At 43.7% G+C, this 17,208-nt stretch carries 16 protein-coding genes; 11 read left to right on the top strand and 5 right to left on the bottom strand.

Features of this window, described 5'->3' with window-relative positions; translation table 11 throughout:
* The first annotated feature begins 161 nt into the window (after positions 1-161).
* The 7 genes from ltaS to BTA30_RS04375 all read left to right on the top strand — a co-directional run bounded on the left by ltaS (position 162) and on the right by BTA30_RS04375 (position 7,609).
* Positions 162-2,078, top strand: a complete 1,917-nt coding sequence (ltaS, locus tag BTA30_RS04405) for a lipoteichoic acid synthase (RefSeq protein WP_076759756.1) — start codon at positions 162-164, stop codon at positions 2,076-2,078.
* A gap of 188 nt (positions 2,079-2,266) precedes the next feature.
* The gene (locus BTA30_RS04400) at positions 2,267-2,695 is read left to right on the top strand and encodes a YwqH-like family protein (protein ID WP_076759753.1); all 429 of its coding nucleotides are present in this window, start codon (positions 2,267-2,269) and stop codon (positions 2,693-2,695) included.
* A 52-nt stretch (positions 2,696-2,747) separates the two neighbouring features.
* Positions 2,748-4,604 carry a ribonuclease YeeF family protein gene (locus BTA30_RS04395; protein WP_076759751.1) on the top strand — a complete coding sequence of 619 codons (1,857 nt, stop codon included), beginning with the start codon at positions 2,748-2,750 and terminating at the stop codon, positions 4,602-4,604.
* Positions 4,605-4,625: 21 nt separating this feature from the next.
* Complete coding sequence (locus BTA30_RS04390) at positions 4,626-5,411, top strand: hypothetical protein (RefSeq protein ID WP_076759748.1); 786 nt, start codon at positions 4,626-4,628, stop codon at positions 5,409-5,411.
* A 127-nt stretch (positions 5,412-5,538) separates the two neighbouring features.
* Entirely contained in the window at positions 5,539-6,168 is a 630-nt protein-coding gene (locus BTA30_RS04385) for a hypothetical protein (RefSeq protein ID WP_239693582.1), read from the top strand.
* 171 nt (positions 6,169-6,339) lie between these two features.
* The gene (locus tag BTA30_RS04380; RefSeq protein ID WP_076759743.1) at positions 6,340-6,609 is read left to right on the top strand and encodes an excalibur calcium-binding domain-containing protein; all 270 of its coding nucleotides are present in this window, start codon (positions 6,340-6,342) and stop codon (positions 6,607-6,609) included.
* A 124-nt stretch (positions 6,610-6,733) separates the two neighbouring features.
* Positions 6,734-7,609 (top strand): glycerophosphodiester phosphodiesterase, encoded by an 876-nt coding sequence (locus BTA30_RS04375; RefSeq protein WP_076760256.1) that lies wholly within the window; start codon positions 6,734-6,736, stop codon positions 7,607-7,609.
* Positions 7,610-7,681: 72 nt separating this feature from the next.
* On the opposite strand, the gene cimH is transcribed toward BTA30_RS04375, so the two are convergent.
* Positions 7,682-9,034 carry a citrate/malate transporter CimH gene (gene cimH, locus BTA30_RS04370; protein ID WP_076759739.1) on the bottom strand — a complete coding sequence of 451 codons (1,353 nt, stop codon included), beginning with the start codon at positions 9,032-9,034 and terminating at the stop codon, positions 7,682-7,684.
* Positions 9,035-9,691: 657 nt separating this feature from the next.
* On the opposite strand from cimH, the gene BTA30_RS04365 reads away from it, so the two are divergent.
* Positions 9,692-11,941 (top strand): glycosyltransferase, encoded by a 2,250-nt coding sequence (locus tag BTA30_RS04365; RefSeq protein ID WP_076759736.1) that lies wholly within the window; start codon positions 9,692-9,694, stop codon positions 11,939-11,941.
* A 43-nt stretch (positions 11,942-11,984) separates the two neighbouring features.
* Here BTA30_RS04365 and BTA30_RS04360 read toward each other — a convergent pair whose 3' ends face one another.
* Positions 11,985-12,533, bottom strand: a complete 549-nt coding sequence (locus BTA30_RS04360) for a pyridoxamine 5'-phosphate oxidase family protein (protein ID WP_094777287.1) — start codon at positions 12,531-12,533, stop codon at positions 11,985-11,987.
* Between the two features lie 94 nt (positions 12,534-12,627).
* Between BTA30_RS04360 and pdxR the strand changes: the two genes are divergently transcribed.
* Positions 12,628-14,052 (top strand): MocR-like pyridoxine biosynthesis transcription factor PdxR, encoded by a 1,425-nt coding sequence (gene pdxR, locus BTA30_RS04355; protein ID WP_192855960.1) that lies wholly within the window; start codon positions 12,628-12,630, stop codon positions 14,050-14,052.
* A gap of 61 nt (positions 14,053-14,113) precedes the next feature.
* A complete protein-coding gene (locus BTA30_RS04350; RefSeq protein ID WP_083696850.1) occupies positions 14,114-14,965 on the top strand; it encodes a polysaccharide deacetylase family protein in 852 nt (283 codons plus the stop codon).
* A gap of 34 nt (positions 14,966-14,999) precedes the next feature.
* Here BTA30_RS04350 and BTA30_RS04345 read toward each other — a convergent pair whose 3' ends face one another.
* From BTA30_RS04345 to BTA30_RS04335, 3 genes are all read right to left on the bottom strand, one after another.
* Positions 15,000-15,248 carry a hypothetical protein gene (locus tag BTA30_RS04345; RefSeq protein WP_076759731.1) on the bottom strand — a complete coding sequence of 83 codons (249 nt, stop codon included), beginning with the start codon at positions 15,246-15,248 and terminating at the stop codon, positions 15,000-15,002.
* Between the two features lie 319 nt (positions 15,249-15,567).
* Positions 15,568-15,759 (bottom strand): hypothetical protein, encoded by a 192-nt coding sequence (locus tag BTA30_RS04340; RefSeq protein ID WP_076759727.1) that lies wholly within the window; start codon positions 15,757-15,759, stop codon positions 15,568-15,570.
* Between the two features lie 32 nt (positions 15,760-15,791).
* Entirely contained in the window at positions 15,792-15,974 is a 183-nt protein-coding gene (locus BTA30_RS04335; protein WP_076759723.1) for a hypothetical protein, read from the bottom strand.
* Positions 15,975-16,144: 170 nt separating this feature from the next.
* Between BTA30_RS04335 and BTA30_RS04330 the strand changes: the two genes are divergently transcribed.
* Positions 16,145-17,191, top strand: coding sequence for a lactonase family protein (locus BTA30_RS04330; protein ID WP_076759721.1), 1,047 nt, complete (start codon positions 16,145-16,147; stop codon positions 17,189-17,191).
* The last annotated feature ends 17 nt before the right edge of the window (positions 17,192-17,208 follow it).

Raw genomic sequence — 17,208 nt, 5'->3', positions numbered from 1 at the left:
GCCGGGAGCTGTACAAGCATAAGCTGATGAGGGATTTTAGCAGCCGTGATGCTTGAATATGCATTGAGATTTTTAGTAGAATAATAAATTAATTTCGTCTCCTGCGTTTCATTGACTGAAACAGATAGCGGTCAGAAAATGTTAAAAAGGTAGAGGTTATCATGAAAAAAATATTCTCTCATAAGCTAAGCTTTTTTTTGTTAGCTGTCATTTTTGTATGGGCTAAAACCTATGCTTCTTACTTTTTAGAATTTAATTTGGGCGTGAAAGGAACCACGCAGCAGATTCTGTTATTTATTAATCCATTCAGCTTTACAATTGCTGCACTCGGCTTGGCCTTGTTTGCGAAAGGCCGGCGTTCAGCGGTATGGATCATCATCATTGATGCTGTCATGACGTTCGCTTTATATGCGAATGTACTGTTTTACCGTTTCTTTGATGACTTTTTGACTTTTGCAAATCTTAAACAAGCCGGAAACCTCGGCAATATGTCAGATGGCGTTTTTGATATCATGGCTTTCCATGATGCGATCTATTTCCTTGACCTTGTCATATTGATTGCATTATGTGTGAAGATACCTGAAATCAAGGCTTCCAGTTTGAAGAAAAGATGGGCTGCAATCGTCGTTGTGAGCGGTGTGCTCTTATTTTTCATCAATCTGTCCGTTGCCGAAAAAGACCGTCCCGAGCTTTTGACAAGAACATTTGACCGAAATTATATCGTCAAATACCTGGGGCCTTATAATTACATGGTCTATGATGGTGTGCAGGCCGCTCAAAACGCGAGCCAAAAAGCATATGCAAGCAGCGATGATTTGACGAGCGTTGTCAATTATACAAGCTCTCATTATGCGAAGCCGAATGCTGAATACTTCGGTGCTGCAGAAGGAAAGAACATCATCAAGATTCACCTGGAAAGCTTCCAGACGTTTTTGATTGATTATAAACTGAACGGCAAAGAAGTCACGCCGTTTCTGAATAAGTTGGCTCACGGCCAGGACGACATGATGTATTTCGATAACTTTTTCCATCAGACGGGACAAGGCAAAACGGCTGACGCCGAATTGATGATGGACAACAGCCTTTACGGGCTCCCTGAAGGCAGTGCCTTTGTGACAAAAGGACAAAATACGTATCAATCCCTGCCGGCGATTTTAAATCAAAAAGAGGGTTATACGAGCGCCGTTATGCACGGGGACTACAAGTCATTCTGGAATCGTGACCAGGTGTATAAGCAGATTGGCTATGACAAATTCTTCGATGCCAGCACATATGACATGTCAGAAGAGAACCTTGTCAACCTTGGCTTGAAAGATAAGCCGTTCTTTAAAGAATCGATTCCGAAGCTGAAATCGCTCAAACAGCCGTTTTACGCCCATTTAATCACACTGACGAACCATTATCCATTTATTCTGGATGATGAGGACGCCACCCTTGAGAAGGGAACGACAGGTGATAAAACGGTGGACGGATACTTCCAGACAGCCCGCTATCTTGATGAAGCGCTTGAAGAATTCTTTAAAGAGCTCAAAGAAGCCGGTCTATATGATGACTCCGTCATCATCATATATGGGGATCACAACGGAATTTCTGAAAATCACAACCGAGCGATGAAAGAAGTATTAGGAAAAGAGATTACACCATATCAAAATGCGATGAACCAGCGCGTTCCGCTCTTGATTCGTGTGCCTGGCAAAGAAGGCGGAGTCAATCATACGTATGGCGGAGAAATGGATGTCATGCCGACACTTCTTCACCTGCAAGGAATCGAAAGCAAAAACAATATCAACTTTGGAACAGATCTCTTTTCTAAAGATCATGACGAAACCGTTGCCTTCAGAAACGGCAACTATGTCACACCAAAATACACAATGATCGACACGACGGTGTATGATACAAAAACCGGAAAAGAAATGAAACCAAATCAAGAAACTGAAAACCTGAAATCCCAGGTGTCTGAACAGCTTGATCTGTCTGACCAGGTTCTTTATAAAGATTTATTGAGATTCCATAAGCTTTCAGACTTTACACCTGTTGATCCGTCACAATATCATTATGGAAAAGAAAAAAGCGAATAACACCGAAAACCGCCTGTGACGCAATTAGACGTCGGGCGGTTTTTTTCTGTTCAAAAAGAGTATATTTTCCTATTCATCTCTGTTACTTTCAGCCTTATAATTTAAATTATGGAAAAAGTCCTACATATCTCTTTTTGTGAATATTCAAAAATATAACCCCTCATTTTAAATTCAGAGGTGACGGTTCAGTGAGCTATTCAGATATGTTAGATCGAATACATGCCGCGATTTCAAATCAATCAGCCGATCTTGAAGAAAAGATATCAAGGCTGAAACGGGCAAAAAACAAAATTGAAACGGAACAAAATACGTCTTTGGAAGAAATCAAAAAGATTCGCAATCCCAGTCTCGGTTCCTCATGGCAAGGGAGCCGATCGGAAACGTTTGATGAGTCGAGAGATGAAGCATACAATGAGATGCAAAACATCATAACCGATGATTATGAAAGCTATAAAACGAGGATTCAGTCCAAGATCGTTTTGCTGGAAATAGAGCAGGGTGCTTTATCCGCTGCAAGGGGGCTGGCGCATACGGCAGATCAGCTTCTTACTAAAGGAGAGGAAGCCCTAGAAGAATTGGGCAGCACCATCAGTGATTTAACAAGGCGCTTGTTCTAGGCCTCCAGGGTCATGATTCAATCGACAATAAAAAAGAAAGGGCTTAAGACCGATGAAAATCTACGAAGCAAAAACCTTGGTCTCTGCGATGAAAGAACGTTTACAACAATATCAAGATTTAAGAGAGCAAATCAGTGCTTTAAAGAAGCAATTTCACGGTGTTATGAATCTGGGAGATGACTTTCAGGGAGAAGGCGCTGAAGCCATTAAAGATTTTTATCAGGCTCAGGCTGATGTTGCAGATGCATGGCTCGGCCTGATTGATAAACAGATAGCATTTTTAGACGGCATTTCCGGCGCTTCCGAAGACCTCGACCTTTTCGGAGATACGGTCGTCAAAGGTGACTTTTTAGAAAATGATTTGTCAAATGCTTACACCACATCAAAGTCCATCGTTTCGGAACAAAAAAAAGAGCTGCAAAAAATCTTTGACGATATCGATGACATCATAACGTTAGAAACGTTTTCAACCGAGACCTTTGAAACGCATCTGAACAAAGCGAAAAAAGAACGGGAAGAAACGGTTGAAAAAGTGAATCAGTTTGATGAAGACTTAAAATCGGAGTACGCTTTATCAGAAACGGATGAACGTTTTGTTCTGGGCTTGTACGGAGCGCTTGCTCAAGCAACACAGCACGGCAATGAAGCGTCTCCCATTTACTTTGACGCCAAAGCTTATCACAACAGCGACATCTACGAGCTTAAAGATGAAGTGGAAAAAGGGACGTCGGAATATCTTACGATTAAAAAAGAACAGGAAGATGCAAGGCGGATCGCGAAAGAGCAGGAGGAGCTGGAAAACAGGCCATGGTATGAAAAAGCGTGGGATACGGCTTGCACCTTTACCGGGGAAGTGACGGGCTATTATGATTATAAGAGAGCGTCAGAAGGAATAGACCCTATTACAGGTGAAAAGCTTACCGCCGCAGAGCGGGTCTCCGCGGGCGCAATGGCTGCAGCTGGATTCATCCCGGTTGTCGGCTGGGCTGGGCGTGCCTTTAAAGGCGGCAAAGCCATTTATAAAACAGCCAAAGGCCTCAACACCGCTGAACATGCCCTTGACGCTTACAAATCTGCGAAATCGCTTGACTACTTGAAAAAAGCGGAATACGGGATTTACGGTTTAACCGCAGCGAACGGTTTTGGAGAAGCGATGACGGGAAGGGATATGTTCGGAAACCAATTATCGGATGAACAACGCAAACAAAGCCTATTCAATGCGTTTGCCATTACAGGCGCCGGGGCTGCCGCACGCTACGCCGACAAACTTCCTGTGAAAAACCTTCCGCACAATACCCACAGCAGCAAATGGGTCAATGACAAGCTGAACCGGGCTAAACAGGCAGTCGACAAAGTCAAAAAGAGCCTAGGCAAGATTGAAGTGCCGGTCGGAATCCGCGTTGAACAGCTGGCTACACATGCCGGACCAGCGCTGGGCAGAATCGGCGTGGAGAAAAAACCGCTTCATGATCTGCTGGCGTTTTCGGTGAAGGATGGCGGCAGGCGCTCTAAACCGAAGTGGAACCCGAAACCGGAAGGCATGTCGCAAAAAGATTATGTCGCTCATAATGGCAATCACTACAGCAAGGAAAAAAGAAGAGAATTATACGAGAAGCTCAATAAGAGCAACCGTGCTTATGTAAAAGAAAAAAGAGTGCCGCAGGACCATGAGACTTTTCTCAGCGGTGATGACTTTAAAAGAACGAAAATCCGGGTGAAGGGCGCTCAAGTCTACGAAAAAGACGGTCTGTATTATTACCGTGATACGCTTCATGTAGGGGAAGCTTCCCATATAGAAGTTTTTGACCGCACAGGGAGGAAACATTTAGGGGAAGCGGATCCGATCAGCGGTGTCTTGGACGAAAGCAAAGCCGACCCAAATAAATCGATTTCTAAATTCATAAAATAACTGTGCTGAAAGGAAATAACCATGAAATTACGAGAACTTAATCAAACCGATATTGAAAAAGATATTTATTTTATGGAAGTGTTTTCCGACAACATTGTCATCAATGACGACTATGAAGGAATCACGGTGCTGGACGCCCATTTAAATGTGATAAAAGAGATTGGTTTAGAGGACATCGTCATTGATGCTTCTTATAAAAACACCTTGACGGAAGAATTAGCCCTTTTTTCTCATGATGAACAACGATTGTTTTATTTCAACCTGAAAAACATGAATCATCAGGCATGCGATGTAAAAGCGGAACTTCCTGTTCTGTCCAAATATTATGTTTGGGGAAGCGATGAGATTGTTTTTGTCACCTATGATGAAGATTTTTACCGATACAGCATGACTGATAATGCTTTTATGAAGATCGATAGTGCTTATGTAAAGGCCAAATATGAGCCGTTCTACTCTTTTTGGTCAGAAACAAAGGATTTGCCGGTGATCCGCTATGACATGGATCGGCTGGAAATCATCGCGAATACCAGAAACAACAGATATACTGTGTATCCATCCAACGGGGACAGCATATTTCTGAAATCCAATTATAAACCTCATGATGTCCATTATTCGGGTGAAACGGCAATGTTTGTACAAGAAGACATCATTGAATTGTCCAATCAAGGGGAGCAGATCACATTGGAACCTGGGAAGCAGATGAAATTTTTAAGAGGGAGATTTCTCGCTTATGATAAAATTGCTGTTTTAAGCAGCCACAACTCTGACCTTCTCAGCCAAATCAGGATCTACCAGATGACAGACTAACTTGAAGATTTGATCTTCAAGTTTTTTTATGTCTCCGTTCTAAATCGAAATCCTGCGAATAGGCTTGTATTTGAGAGGACAAATCCAGAGGCGGGGATGGCGTTTTAGGCTATTCATGATATGGGAAGTGAGACGGTTGACGATCTTTCATTATTTTTTCAAATTGCATCCTTTAAGAATTCAAGATGGCTGGAAGGTAAAAGAAAATCATTTATATCAAAAACCGATTCGAGAACGCCGCCAAAAATTGCTGATATTGGAACATACAAAAACCGCAGACATCGTACAAGTTGATGGTGTCGGAGAGCTTTGCTATACCATCCGGATCTTCAATGCCGATCAAAAACAGGACATTTCAAATATTCCGTATGACGAGTTAGTCGAACGGTTGGAAGAGGTGATTTGGAAAGAGAGAACCCCCCGCAATTTGCTGAGGCTGCGCATCCCAACCGGCTGGACTGTACTCCATCACTCATTAACGGATATAAATCCTGACGTATTAGCCCCTGACAGCAAGGCATGGCTGTCTCATTTTAAACAGGATCTGCTCCAGCTCAAACATCATGAAGAGAACCTAGTGTTGGATGTAGAGTGGTTTCCGGAGAACGACCCAGCTGGGCATTATGCCGTTAAACTGATAAAGGACGGCGATTGGAAGCACCCCCTTGAAGATAAGTTGTGCATTCATCCGAAAGAATTGTCTTATGAAATTGGCGCAGTGTTAAAGAAAGCCTGCGGACTTCAATATAAAAGCTGAACCGGCATCGGCCGGTTTTTTGTTTGCTGAAAAAACCAGGACAAAAAGACTGGTGTCATTTTAAGTGATTTGATACTTTTTGTTCAATAAAATGTCATTTTTTTCTTGATGGTCGCCGTGAAATCGCTTATGATAAAAACAGGTACATAAATAAACCCGGGGGGCATAAAGATGAAAAAATGGTTTGCTGCTTTGCTTTCAATAGGTCTCATCATCGGTTTTTCCTATAGCACCGGAGATGCGGCAGAAGCAAAAACAAAGGTGAAAACGTATAAAAATTGCAAGGCGTTAAATAAAGTCTATAAAGGCGGCGTTTCCCGCGCTAAATCAGTGAAAAACAAAGGCGGAAAAACGAAGTACAAGCCTTATGTATCAAAATCGTTGTATGACGCCAATAAAAAGCTTGACCGTGACAAAGATAAGATTGCTTGTGAACGTTAAGGTATATGTTACAGATTCCTCAAATGAGGGATCTTTTTTTGATTGATGGATGCTTTATGAAAATGAAAGACTGCTGAAACATAATCTTTACAGTATAAAGCTATACTTTTGTAGCGAATGGCAAATGAAGAGCAAAAGGGGAGTGGATAATGTGCCGACGGGTTTAAAAAAATGGGTGATGTCTTTATTGATCGGGATTTCTTTCGGTTCAGTGATGTTTGCGTCTAATACGATTGCTGCGAAGCCTCACAAAGTGGATGTGATCGCGCACAGAGGCGCCTCGGGATATGCGCCTGAAAACACAATGGCTGCTTTTGACCGGGCGCTGAAAATGAAATCGGATTATATTGAATTAGATGTTCAGATGTCAAAGGACGGGGAGCTTGTCGTCATCCATGATACAACTGTGAATCGCACGACAGACATTGATTCACAGCTTCCGGTTCCAGTTCAGGATCTGACGCTTGATGAGCTTCGCAAGCTTGATGCTGGCAGCTACTTCGGATCTGAGTTTGCCGGTGAGCGCATTCCGACATTTGAAGAAGTGCTTGATCGATATAAAGGAAAGATCGGCATGCTGATTGAATTAAAGGAGCCTGCACGCTATCCGGGAATTGAAGAAAAAGTGGCGGCCGCACTGAAAGAACGTCGGATGGATAAGCCCAAGCATGATAAAGTGATCATTCAATCATTTAACTTTGAGTCGGTACGAAAGATTCATGAACTGCTTCCATCCATGCCGACAGGCGTTTTAACTTGGCTCAGCTCAGACTTAACAAATGTCAAACTGAAGGAATTCTCCGGATATGCCGACTATGTGAACGCCAACTTAAAAAATGTGGCTGCCGATGCTACACTCGTTTCCCGGATTCATGCGCTTGGAATGAAAATTACGCCGTGGACCGTCCGTTCACGCGCTGAAGTTGCGCCGCTTTTGCAGGCTGGGGTGGACGGGATTGTGACAGACTACCCGGATTACGTGCCGAAAAAAACACGCTAAAAAAACGCGCTTCTTATCAGGAGGCAGTATGAACAGCTGAGAGCCTGCGGAACACTGCAGGCTCTTGATTCATCAATAGAATTGGGCCAGCAACAGCAATGTAAGTGTGACGGTGATCGCTCCACCGATCCTAGTGGACACTTGGGCAAACGGCATAAGCTCAAGACGTTCAGCCGCGCTGAGAATGGCGATGTCCCCCGTACCTCCCTGACCGGAATGGCAAGCGTTGATGATGGCGGTTTCGATCGGGTACATATTCAGCCATTTTCCGGTGAAAAAGCCGACTGTCATCATGGTGACCACGACAGAAACGATCGTAATAATGTTGGCAAGATTAAATGCAGCGATCAGTTTGTCCCACGGTGTCATTGAAACACCGATGGCAAAAAGCAGCGGATAAGTCACAGCAGTCGAAAAGAAGCGTGATACACTGAAGGCTCCGCTTTCTAAATTAGCGGGCGCCAAACGAAACAGTTTAATGGCAACGGCAAGCAAGAGCATCATGACAGGTGCAGGAAATCCAAATAAGTCATGGGAGAGCATGCCGACTAAATATAGTGAAACAGCCAGTATCCCGCCAGACGCAAAATGGGAGAGATTAAAAACGCTTTCTTTTTCTTGATCGTTGTTCTCGAGCAAAAGCGCACCATCACTTTCGGAACGGTCGACTTTTCCATTGCCCGTCCATGCCGGCTTTTTCTTTCCCATCACATTTAAAACCCCTGACAAAATGACGGCGCTTAAGCTTCCAAACATAATAGAAGGAATCACTAATGCGAAAGCTTCTCCTTGAGACATATGCATAATCTCCGAATAGCCGATGGACAGCGGGATGGCTCCTTCTCCGACTCCTCCGGCCATGATCGGAATGACAATATACAACAGTGTATGCTGAAATCCAACGCCGAGCATTGTGCCGACGATTAAGCCGACAGCTCCCGCAGCAATGGACCCGGCAATCAGCGGGATAAAAATTTTAAGAAATGCTTTGATCAGCGTTTCTCTTTTCATCCCTAAAATGCTGCCGACCACAATGGAGGCAATAAATAGATAAAGAAAGTTTGAGTTTTCTGTAAATTCAGTCGTTGATTTTACAATATCTTCAGGAATCAAGTGATAATAGACGATGGCCGAAGGTATAAATGTAGCGAGAATCGCGGCGCCGCCAACAGAACGGATGAACGGAATGGATTTTCCGATTTGCGCGAATGTGAAGCCGAAAAACCCCGTGACAGCGATTGCGGTCAAAATATCGCTTTTTAGATCATGCATATACACAAATGTTGCGATCAAAGCCAGCAGCAGCAAATATACGGGCAGCGGAATAATGCCGACTTTTATATTCATTGCTTTGGCAATAAAGTTTTCGTCCTTTTCATTCGGTGTTTGAAAAGGAATATGTTGAACTTTTGACTTTGCTTCCATATACTTTCCCCCATTCTTAAGTGCAATCCCTTTGCTGAGTTATTTAACTAAATTAAGTATACTAAAAAAATCAAAATTCAGACAACCGTGAAAGAAGGCCTACTGATCTTCACACGGGTTTTGCCACAGCCTGCTTACCGGTTGATTTCATAAAACGGCATGTTTCATATCATTTTTCTGTGCACAAATGATAGCCGGCATAGACCATGCTTCCCGAATTACCTGTTTTTTCAAAAAAAACGACACAAAACGGCTGTTAATCCGTCAAAAATAAATCATAGATTTAGGCATCGAGACCTTTTTTCTTGATGACAGCTGTTTTAAACAGCCGGCTTTCAGGCACAGCTCGTGAAAGCATTTGCGACAAATGGTACAAGCTCGGCTAAATATCCAATGAAAGCTTCCGTTTTTGATTGAATATAGAATATATATCAAATAAAAAAGATTATGATACTTTAAGTTGTTTATTTATAGAGTCAATAGTCTTATAAATAATTGTATTATCATCACAAAGAAATATATTTTATATATTTTTTAAGGTAATTCAGGTTGAAAAGTGGTAATATATTCGAGTGCAAAAAAAGAAACGGAGATTTTTAATGAAAGACCCTGATGAACGGGGTTTTTTTATCTTACTTAAATGAATAGGAGAAGAACATGGAATATATTCTACACTACTATCCTGCAGCGATGATTGCGCTGCTCCTTATCGGTTTTTTAGGCTGCAGAAAAAGTCCGCGTTTTAAAAAGCCTTTGATCATCATGTGTCTGATCACAAACGGCGTTTATATTGTCTGGCGGTTTGGCTTTACTTTGCCGAGCTCGGGACCAGCCGATACAGCAATGGGTGTGATCCTGGTTGCAACCGAGTGCATCGGATTTTTTCAGCTGCTGATCTTTTATACGCTCGTTTGGAAGGAAAAAAAGCGGAATCCCGAGCTGCTGGATGATCAAGACCAATGGCCGAGCGTTGATATTTTAATTGCCACCTACAACGAGGAACGCCATGTCCTGAAAAAATCGGTGGCCGGATGCCTTAACCTGGATTATCCCAAAGAGCTTGTCAATATTTATCTTTGTGATGACGGGAAGCGTTCAGACATAAAAAAGCTGGCTGAAGCGTTCGGTGTTCATTATTTGATGAGAGAAAACAACGAGCATGCGAAGGCTGGCAACTTGAATCATGCCATGAGCTGTTCGAGCGGCGAACTGATTGTGACGATGGATGCCGATATGGTGCCGCTGCCTTCGTTTTTGCGAAAGACCGTCGGCTATTTTAAGAAGAAAAAGGTGGCTTTTGTTCAAACGCCGCAGGCCTTTTATAACGAAGATCCTTATCAGTACAACCTGTTTTCAGGCGCGAATATCCCGAATGAGCAGGACTTTTTTATGAGGAGGCTTCAAGCCGGGAAAGACCGTTTTAATGCAGTGATGTATGTCGGCAGCAATACTGTTTTCAGAAGAACGGCTTTAGAGGAAATCGGCGGTTTTGCGACCGGCGTGATTACGGAAGATATGGCGACGGGGATGCTGCTGCAAACGAAATATCAATCTGTTTTTGTCAGTGAGGTGCTGGCTGTCGGCCTGGCGCCTGAAACATGGACGGATTTACTGAAACAGCGTGACCGCTGGTGCAGGGGAAACATTCAGTGCGGCAAGAAGTGGAACCCGCTTTTCTTAAAGGGCCTGACCCCAATGCAGCGTCTTCTTTACTTTGACGGCATTCTCTTTTGGTTTTTCGGTGTTTTTAAAATGGTATACATTTTAGCGCCGCTGTTGTTTTTGTTATTCGGCATACATAGCTTAAAGACTAATCTATGGTCGATTACTTCTTTTTGGCTGCCTGCGTTTTTGGGCTCCTATCTTTCATTCAAAGCCGTCTCCGACAGGCAGCGCAGCATGAGCTGGAGCCATATATATGATACGTCCATGGCTCCGCATATGGCGATGTCGGCTTTATCTGAATTTATATTCAAAAAACGGTTTGACTTTAAAGTAACCCCTAAAGGAGTCAATACCGACCGGCGGAAATTCAAATATATGACAGCCTATCCGTGCGCCATTCTGCTTGGCATGACGATTGCGGCTCTCGGCAAAACGCTCTATGATTATCTGATTCTTCATACGTTTGATATCAATGTGACGTCATATAATTTATTCTGGGTTCTTTATAATATGGCGGGGCTTATACTGGCGCTGCTCGTTGCTTTTGACAGGCCGAGGTTCCGAAGCTCTGAGCGTTTCAGCATCAACAATACGGCATCCTTTTCGACAAGCAGCTCGGATCAAAAACATCAGTGTGAACTGAAAGACGTAAGCGATACCGGGGCGCGCATCAGACTGCCTTATACGAATGATGCCGAGGTGTATTATCAAGTTGACAGCCTCGTGCTTGACAAGGTCGGAAAAGTGCCTGTTCAAGTGATCTGGACGACGAAAGACGGGGAAGATATTGAAATCGGACTGCGGTTTGAGGAGATGGAGCGCGAACTGTATATCAAGCTGATCGGCTACATGTTTAATGAGGAAAATGCGAAAAAAGCTGATCGGGAAAAGCGCGCTGATACACTATCAACAGCTGTGCGCTTTTTGATGAAAACAGAAAAAAGCCCGGATGCATTTAAAAGAAAATATGTCCGCGAGGCTTTTCAAGGAATGGGGACGCTGCTGTTTCCGGCAGCTTCAGATCAGAATTCGCATCAGATTGTAATCAAGGATATCAGTCTGTCAGGCTGTCAAATAGAAACCGATGTACCGCTTGATATCAACGGAAACGTCTTGATTTCAATCGATGAGAAACATCCGGATCAAAGGCTGGCGCTCGTTTGCTGGACAAAAAAGAAAAGAAAGCGATATACGGCGGGACTGAAATTTCTTGATGAACATTCGGGCGGGGCATCCGCCTGATAGTTCAGGGAGACCCGGCAGCATAAGCTGCGGGTCTTTTTTATCATCGATCTTCATGTACAGTCCGCCCCTGTTCAAATTTCATGCTTTGATTCAGCTCGTTTTCTTTAGCGGTTATGTCGAATGGCCGGATTTTAAAAATAAAGGTTTTGCTTCCCAAAGACGATCTGTACTTTTCTACATGGGCTTTGTGAAGCGGAGAACTGTAGTAGCCCGGTACGTATTTATCAAGGAGAGCCTGCATGGCGGATGTGGCTTCAGCTAAGTCTGAGATGACAGCCGCTTTTCCAAAAAGAATGACGCTCATATATGCGGTATCTGTTTTTGCGGGAATCGGGTGAACCATTGTTCCGTATTGTTCACTGACCGTAAAGCATACGTTTGGATTTTCATGAAGCATATCCACCTTTCGTCCCTCAGATGCCCCGTGAAAATAAATGAAGCCGTTTTTCCAAACGAAATTCAAAGGGATGACATAGGGGTCTCCGTGAGCGGCCAAACCGAGGTATCCGGTTTGTGCCTCTTCTAAAAATTGGTCAATCTTTATTGTATCTGTGCAGGCTAGTTGTTTATGGCGAATTGTATGGTTCATTGCATTCACGCTCCTTTTCATTGTTATCATGATTTTAGGTTGTTATTGTCCCTTTAAAAAGAGACAATAATAGAAAACTTGATGAGGTCAGATCATGATAGAACTAACTCCTTTACTCAATAAAAAACTAAAATCACCTCTATATATTCAGCTCTACCAATATATAAAAAAAGAAATTGAAACCGGCGGTTTGCCCCCCGGGACATTTCTTCCGTCGATCCGCTATTTATGCGAGCATTTAAATCTAAGCAAAAATACCGTTGAGAGCGCCTATCAGCAGCTGACTGCCGAAGGCTATACGGAGAGCAGGGCAAGAATCGGCATAAAAGTGCTCCCCCTGGAAAAAACACTGATGCCGATCAGTCAATTTCAGGATCATACATCTCGTGAACCCCAAGAAACCAGGAGAGAGTCTGCGGCAAAATATGATTTTAAGTATGGTGATATCGTTTTAAGCCATTTTCCACACAAAACATGGAAGCGGTGTCTGCAAGATGCATTGAACAGTGGAGAACCAGATTTATTTTTGTACGGTGATCATAAAGGTGATATTGGCCTGCGAACAGAATTGGCGAAATATTTATTTCAGGCAAGGGGTGTGCGCTGTTCGCCAGAGCAAATTGTCATCTGTTCAGGTACGCAGTATGCGGTCAGTCTGCTTTGTCAGCTGTTCTCTATTAAGGGCGGTTTAGTTGCGGCGGAAAATCCGGGTTATGACGGTGTACGCTCCGTTTTTCTGAACCATGGATGCACTATTCAGCCAATCGGTTTGGAAGCGGATGGGATTGATTTGTCACAGTTGGAGGAAAGTCGGGCGAAACTCGTCTACATTACGCCATCCCATCAGTTTCCGTGTGGGATGGTGCTTCCGATTCAAAAGAGGTTGAAATTGCTGGAGTGGGCTTATCATCATGGCGCCTACATTATCGAAGATGACTATGACAGTGAATTCCGCTATCAGGGACAGCCTATTCCATCTTTAAAAGCGCTCGATACAAAGGAAAATGTCATTTATTTAGGGACCTTTTCAAAATCCTTTCTCCCGGCGGCCAGATTGAGTTATATCGTCCTGCCTGCGGGGCTGACAGACCAGTTTCAGGAAAAGCTCGGCCGCTACAGCCAGGCTTCCTCTCCTATCATTCAAAGAGCGATGTATTTGTTTATGAAAGAAGGCTTTTTTGAAAGACACATTCGAAAAATGAAAAAAGTGTACCAGGAAAAGCATAAAACATTGATATCAGCTATTGAAAAGCATTTCGGGGATGAAGCAGAAATCATCGGGGAAAAAGCGGGGCTCCATATTTTATTGAGGATCAAACGGCAGGCGGACGATATCATACAAAAAGCAGAAAAGCTTGGTGTAAAGGTTTATCCCGTATCAGATTTTTGGATTCATCCTCATGACAGCACCTCTTCCGTTATAATGGCGGGATTTGGAGGACTTTCTGAAACAGAAATTGAAGAAGGGATCAGCCGACTGCATAAAGCATGGTTTTCATCATCCCTGCGGGAATGGTAAAAAAATGGCGGTGCCAGACCGATATTAAGATGGATCCAGTTAATAGAAAGCGGGAAAAATGGTGAAAAAAACGAAGCTGATTCTTCTGCTGTTTATTCTGACAAGTGCTCTGTACGGATGCGCAAGCCATGAAGCAAGAGGAGAAGAAAAGACAGTACCAAAAGCGGTGCAAAAAGCGCCAAAGCAGTCAAAAAAGGAACCTCAGCAAAACAAAGAGAATCCTGATACATCCGCTTGGATAAAAGTGGAAGGCCCGGCCCGCATTCCAATTCTCATGTATCACAGCATCTCATCTGGGAACAGTCTGCGCGTACCGGAGGAAGAATTCCGCGGGCATATGAAATGGCTCAAAGAAAACGGCTATTATACACTGACGCCTGAAGAAGCTTATATCGTTTTAACGCAAGATCAAATGCCGCGTGAAAAATGTGTGTTGATTACATTTGATGACGGCTATACAGACAATTTTGCGAAAGCCTACCCGATTTTGAAAGAAAACGGGATGAAGGCGACGATTTTTATGATTGGCAAATCGGTTGGCAGAAAGAATCATTTAACCGAAAAACAAATGGAAGAAATGAGCCGAAACGGGATTTCGATTGAAAGCCATACGATCAATCATGTCGAGCTGAACGGACTGACACCTGAACAGCAGCTGAATGAAATGACGCGTTCCAAAACATTGTTTGACGGCATGTTCAATCAAGAAACAGCGCTGCTGAGTTATCCGGTCGGGCGCTATAATGAAGATACGCTGGGACTGGCTGAAAAAGCGGGCTATAAAATGGCTGTGACAACAGAGCCTGGGGCAGCTTCAAGAGATCAGGGGATGTATGCGCTGCATCGGGTCCGCATCTCGCCGGGTATGTCGCCTGAAGCCTTTGGAAGAACAGTGGAACATAACAGGCAATAAAAAAAAGGCGGCCTTCTCGGAGGTACCGCCTTTTTTATTTTTCTGGATGCTGTTTTGTCGCGTCCATTACAAGCCGAAGATTCGGGCGCATTCCTTCAGAAGGCTGCCGGCGTCCTTCTTGGCCGGGCGCGGACTCTATCACTTTCAAGAAAACAGGCGGTGAGGATGCCTGCCGGACCGATGTTTTACTTTTAGCCGGTTTTTGATAGGATCTGTTGTTTCTTTTATCAAAAAAGAATGAATACAGGATCAGCAGTGCAAATAAAACCAGTAAAATGATCATATGGGAAAAAACCTCCTCGTCATGAACTTCTTCTTTTAATATCGAACAAGAGGGCGTAAAGTTTTACATGTTATGTCTTAAAATCAATTTTTTGTGACTTTTGAATCAATTTTAAAGTGGGTTCATGTTGTCTTTACATCTTTCCCAATCTGCCGTCAGGTTAAACAAAACTTTAAAGGGAGATTATTTTTTAGGGCCGCCGCTGATATGAATATGAAAGGTAGGAGAAGTGGATGATCCGGCTGCCAGCCGCATGAGGATGCAGCCGTTGCCAATAGAGAGAGGTGAAACTGCTGTTTATGCCGCGTTGCGGAAACGATCAATCTCCGCCGCCACCGCCTCCATCTCCGCCCCCGTCTCCTCCCCATGAATCGCCGCTTCCTGAGTCGTATGAGTCAGAACCGCCAAAGAAGAAAGATGAAGATCCGCCATCTGAACCCCTTCTGCCAGACGGTGCCGAGGCGGAATGAAGGATGAGCAGTACGATGAGTCCGATAATGAAAATGATCATATGAAGACCTCCTCAAAAATATAATATCGTTTTTATACGAAAAAAAGAATTGAAAGGTTTCGAATTTTTGTCAATTCATCGTTTTCAACACCAAGAAACAGCATCAAGTCTTTCTCCCTGATGCTGTACCGCAGTTTGGTAACCGTATTTTTCCAAGCGACTGCGCGACAGCTCCTGAATGTCTTCGAGTCTTCAACAATCATGATATTCGTCATATTGAACACCCCTTTAAACGAACTCAGGCTTACCGGTGACCGCATCTATGTTAAGAGTATTTTAAGGGTGTTTTTCATGTGAGAGTTATGATTTTTTGCAAACCATTCCATGCTTATTCAGCTCTTGTGAGTTAAAATAGGGATAACCGTATCGGAAAGGAGAGGATCATATGACAAAGTACAGAGGTTATATCGGAACATATACAAAAGCAGACAGCGAAGGGATTTATACATTCGAGCTGGATACGGAAAAAAAGTCGTTGAGCACGCCAAAGCTCGCTGCAAAATTGGGAAGTCCGACATATTTGAACATCGCCAAAGACAATAAAATGCTTTACGCCGTTGCAAAGGACGGCGATAAAGGCGGTGTTGCTGCATATCAGGTTGACGGGCTGACAGGAGACCTGACTCTCGTCAATAAACAAACTGGAGACGGACCATCACCGTGTCACGTCAGTGTCGATGATGATAATCGCTATGTTCTTTCCGCCAATTATCACAGCGGAACGATTGCGTCTTATCCTTTAAACGAAAGCCGCGGCTTACTGGAGCCGGATTCAGAAGCGAAGCATGAGGGGACAGGTCCGCATGAGAGACAGGAAAAAGCGCATACTCATTATGCCGGTTTTACACCTGATGAAAACTATGTGGTGGCCGTTGATCTGGGAATCGACAAGGTGATCACTTATCGATTGCAGGAAGGCAAGCTAGAAGAAGTGAAAAGCCATGCCGTTGCACCAGGATCCGGACCGAGACATATCGTGTTTCATCCGAAAGAAAAGTACGCATATGTGATGACTGAGCTGAGCAATGAAGTCGTCGTGCTTGAATATCATCCTGCTTTGGGTGAATTCCGTGAGCTGCAAGTCATCTCCGCATTGCCCGAAGATTTTGACGGTGCAAGCCAGGGAGGCGCGATCCACGTCGCGAAAGACGGCAGGTTTGTATACGCTTCAAACCGCGGACATGACAGCATCGCTGTCTTCAGTGTCAACGAATATTCGGGCGAGCTTTCCTTGGTTGAACACGTTGCAACTGCAGGGCAATGGCCGCGCGACTTTGTTCTTGATCCTACTGAACAATTTGTGATTGCTTCCAATCAGGAGACAGGAACACTTACATTATTTGAAAGAGATCAAAAAACGGGCAGGCTGTCGCTTTTACAGTCTGAGGTTCCTGCTCCTGAAGCGGTTTGTGTGAAATTTTTAAACATATAAAAACGAAAAAAACTTGA

Origin of the sequence: Bacillus swezeyi (assembly GCF_001969815.1) — a bacterium.
Taxonomy (GTDB): Bacteria; Bacillota; Bacilli; order Bacillales; family Bacillaceae; genus Bacillus; species Bacillus swezeyi.
The sequence above is the reverse complement of the archived record's forward strand: the minus strand, read 5'-3'. Positions and strand labels throughout refer to the sequence as shown.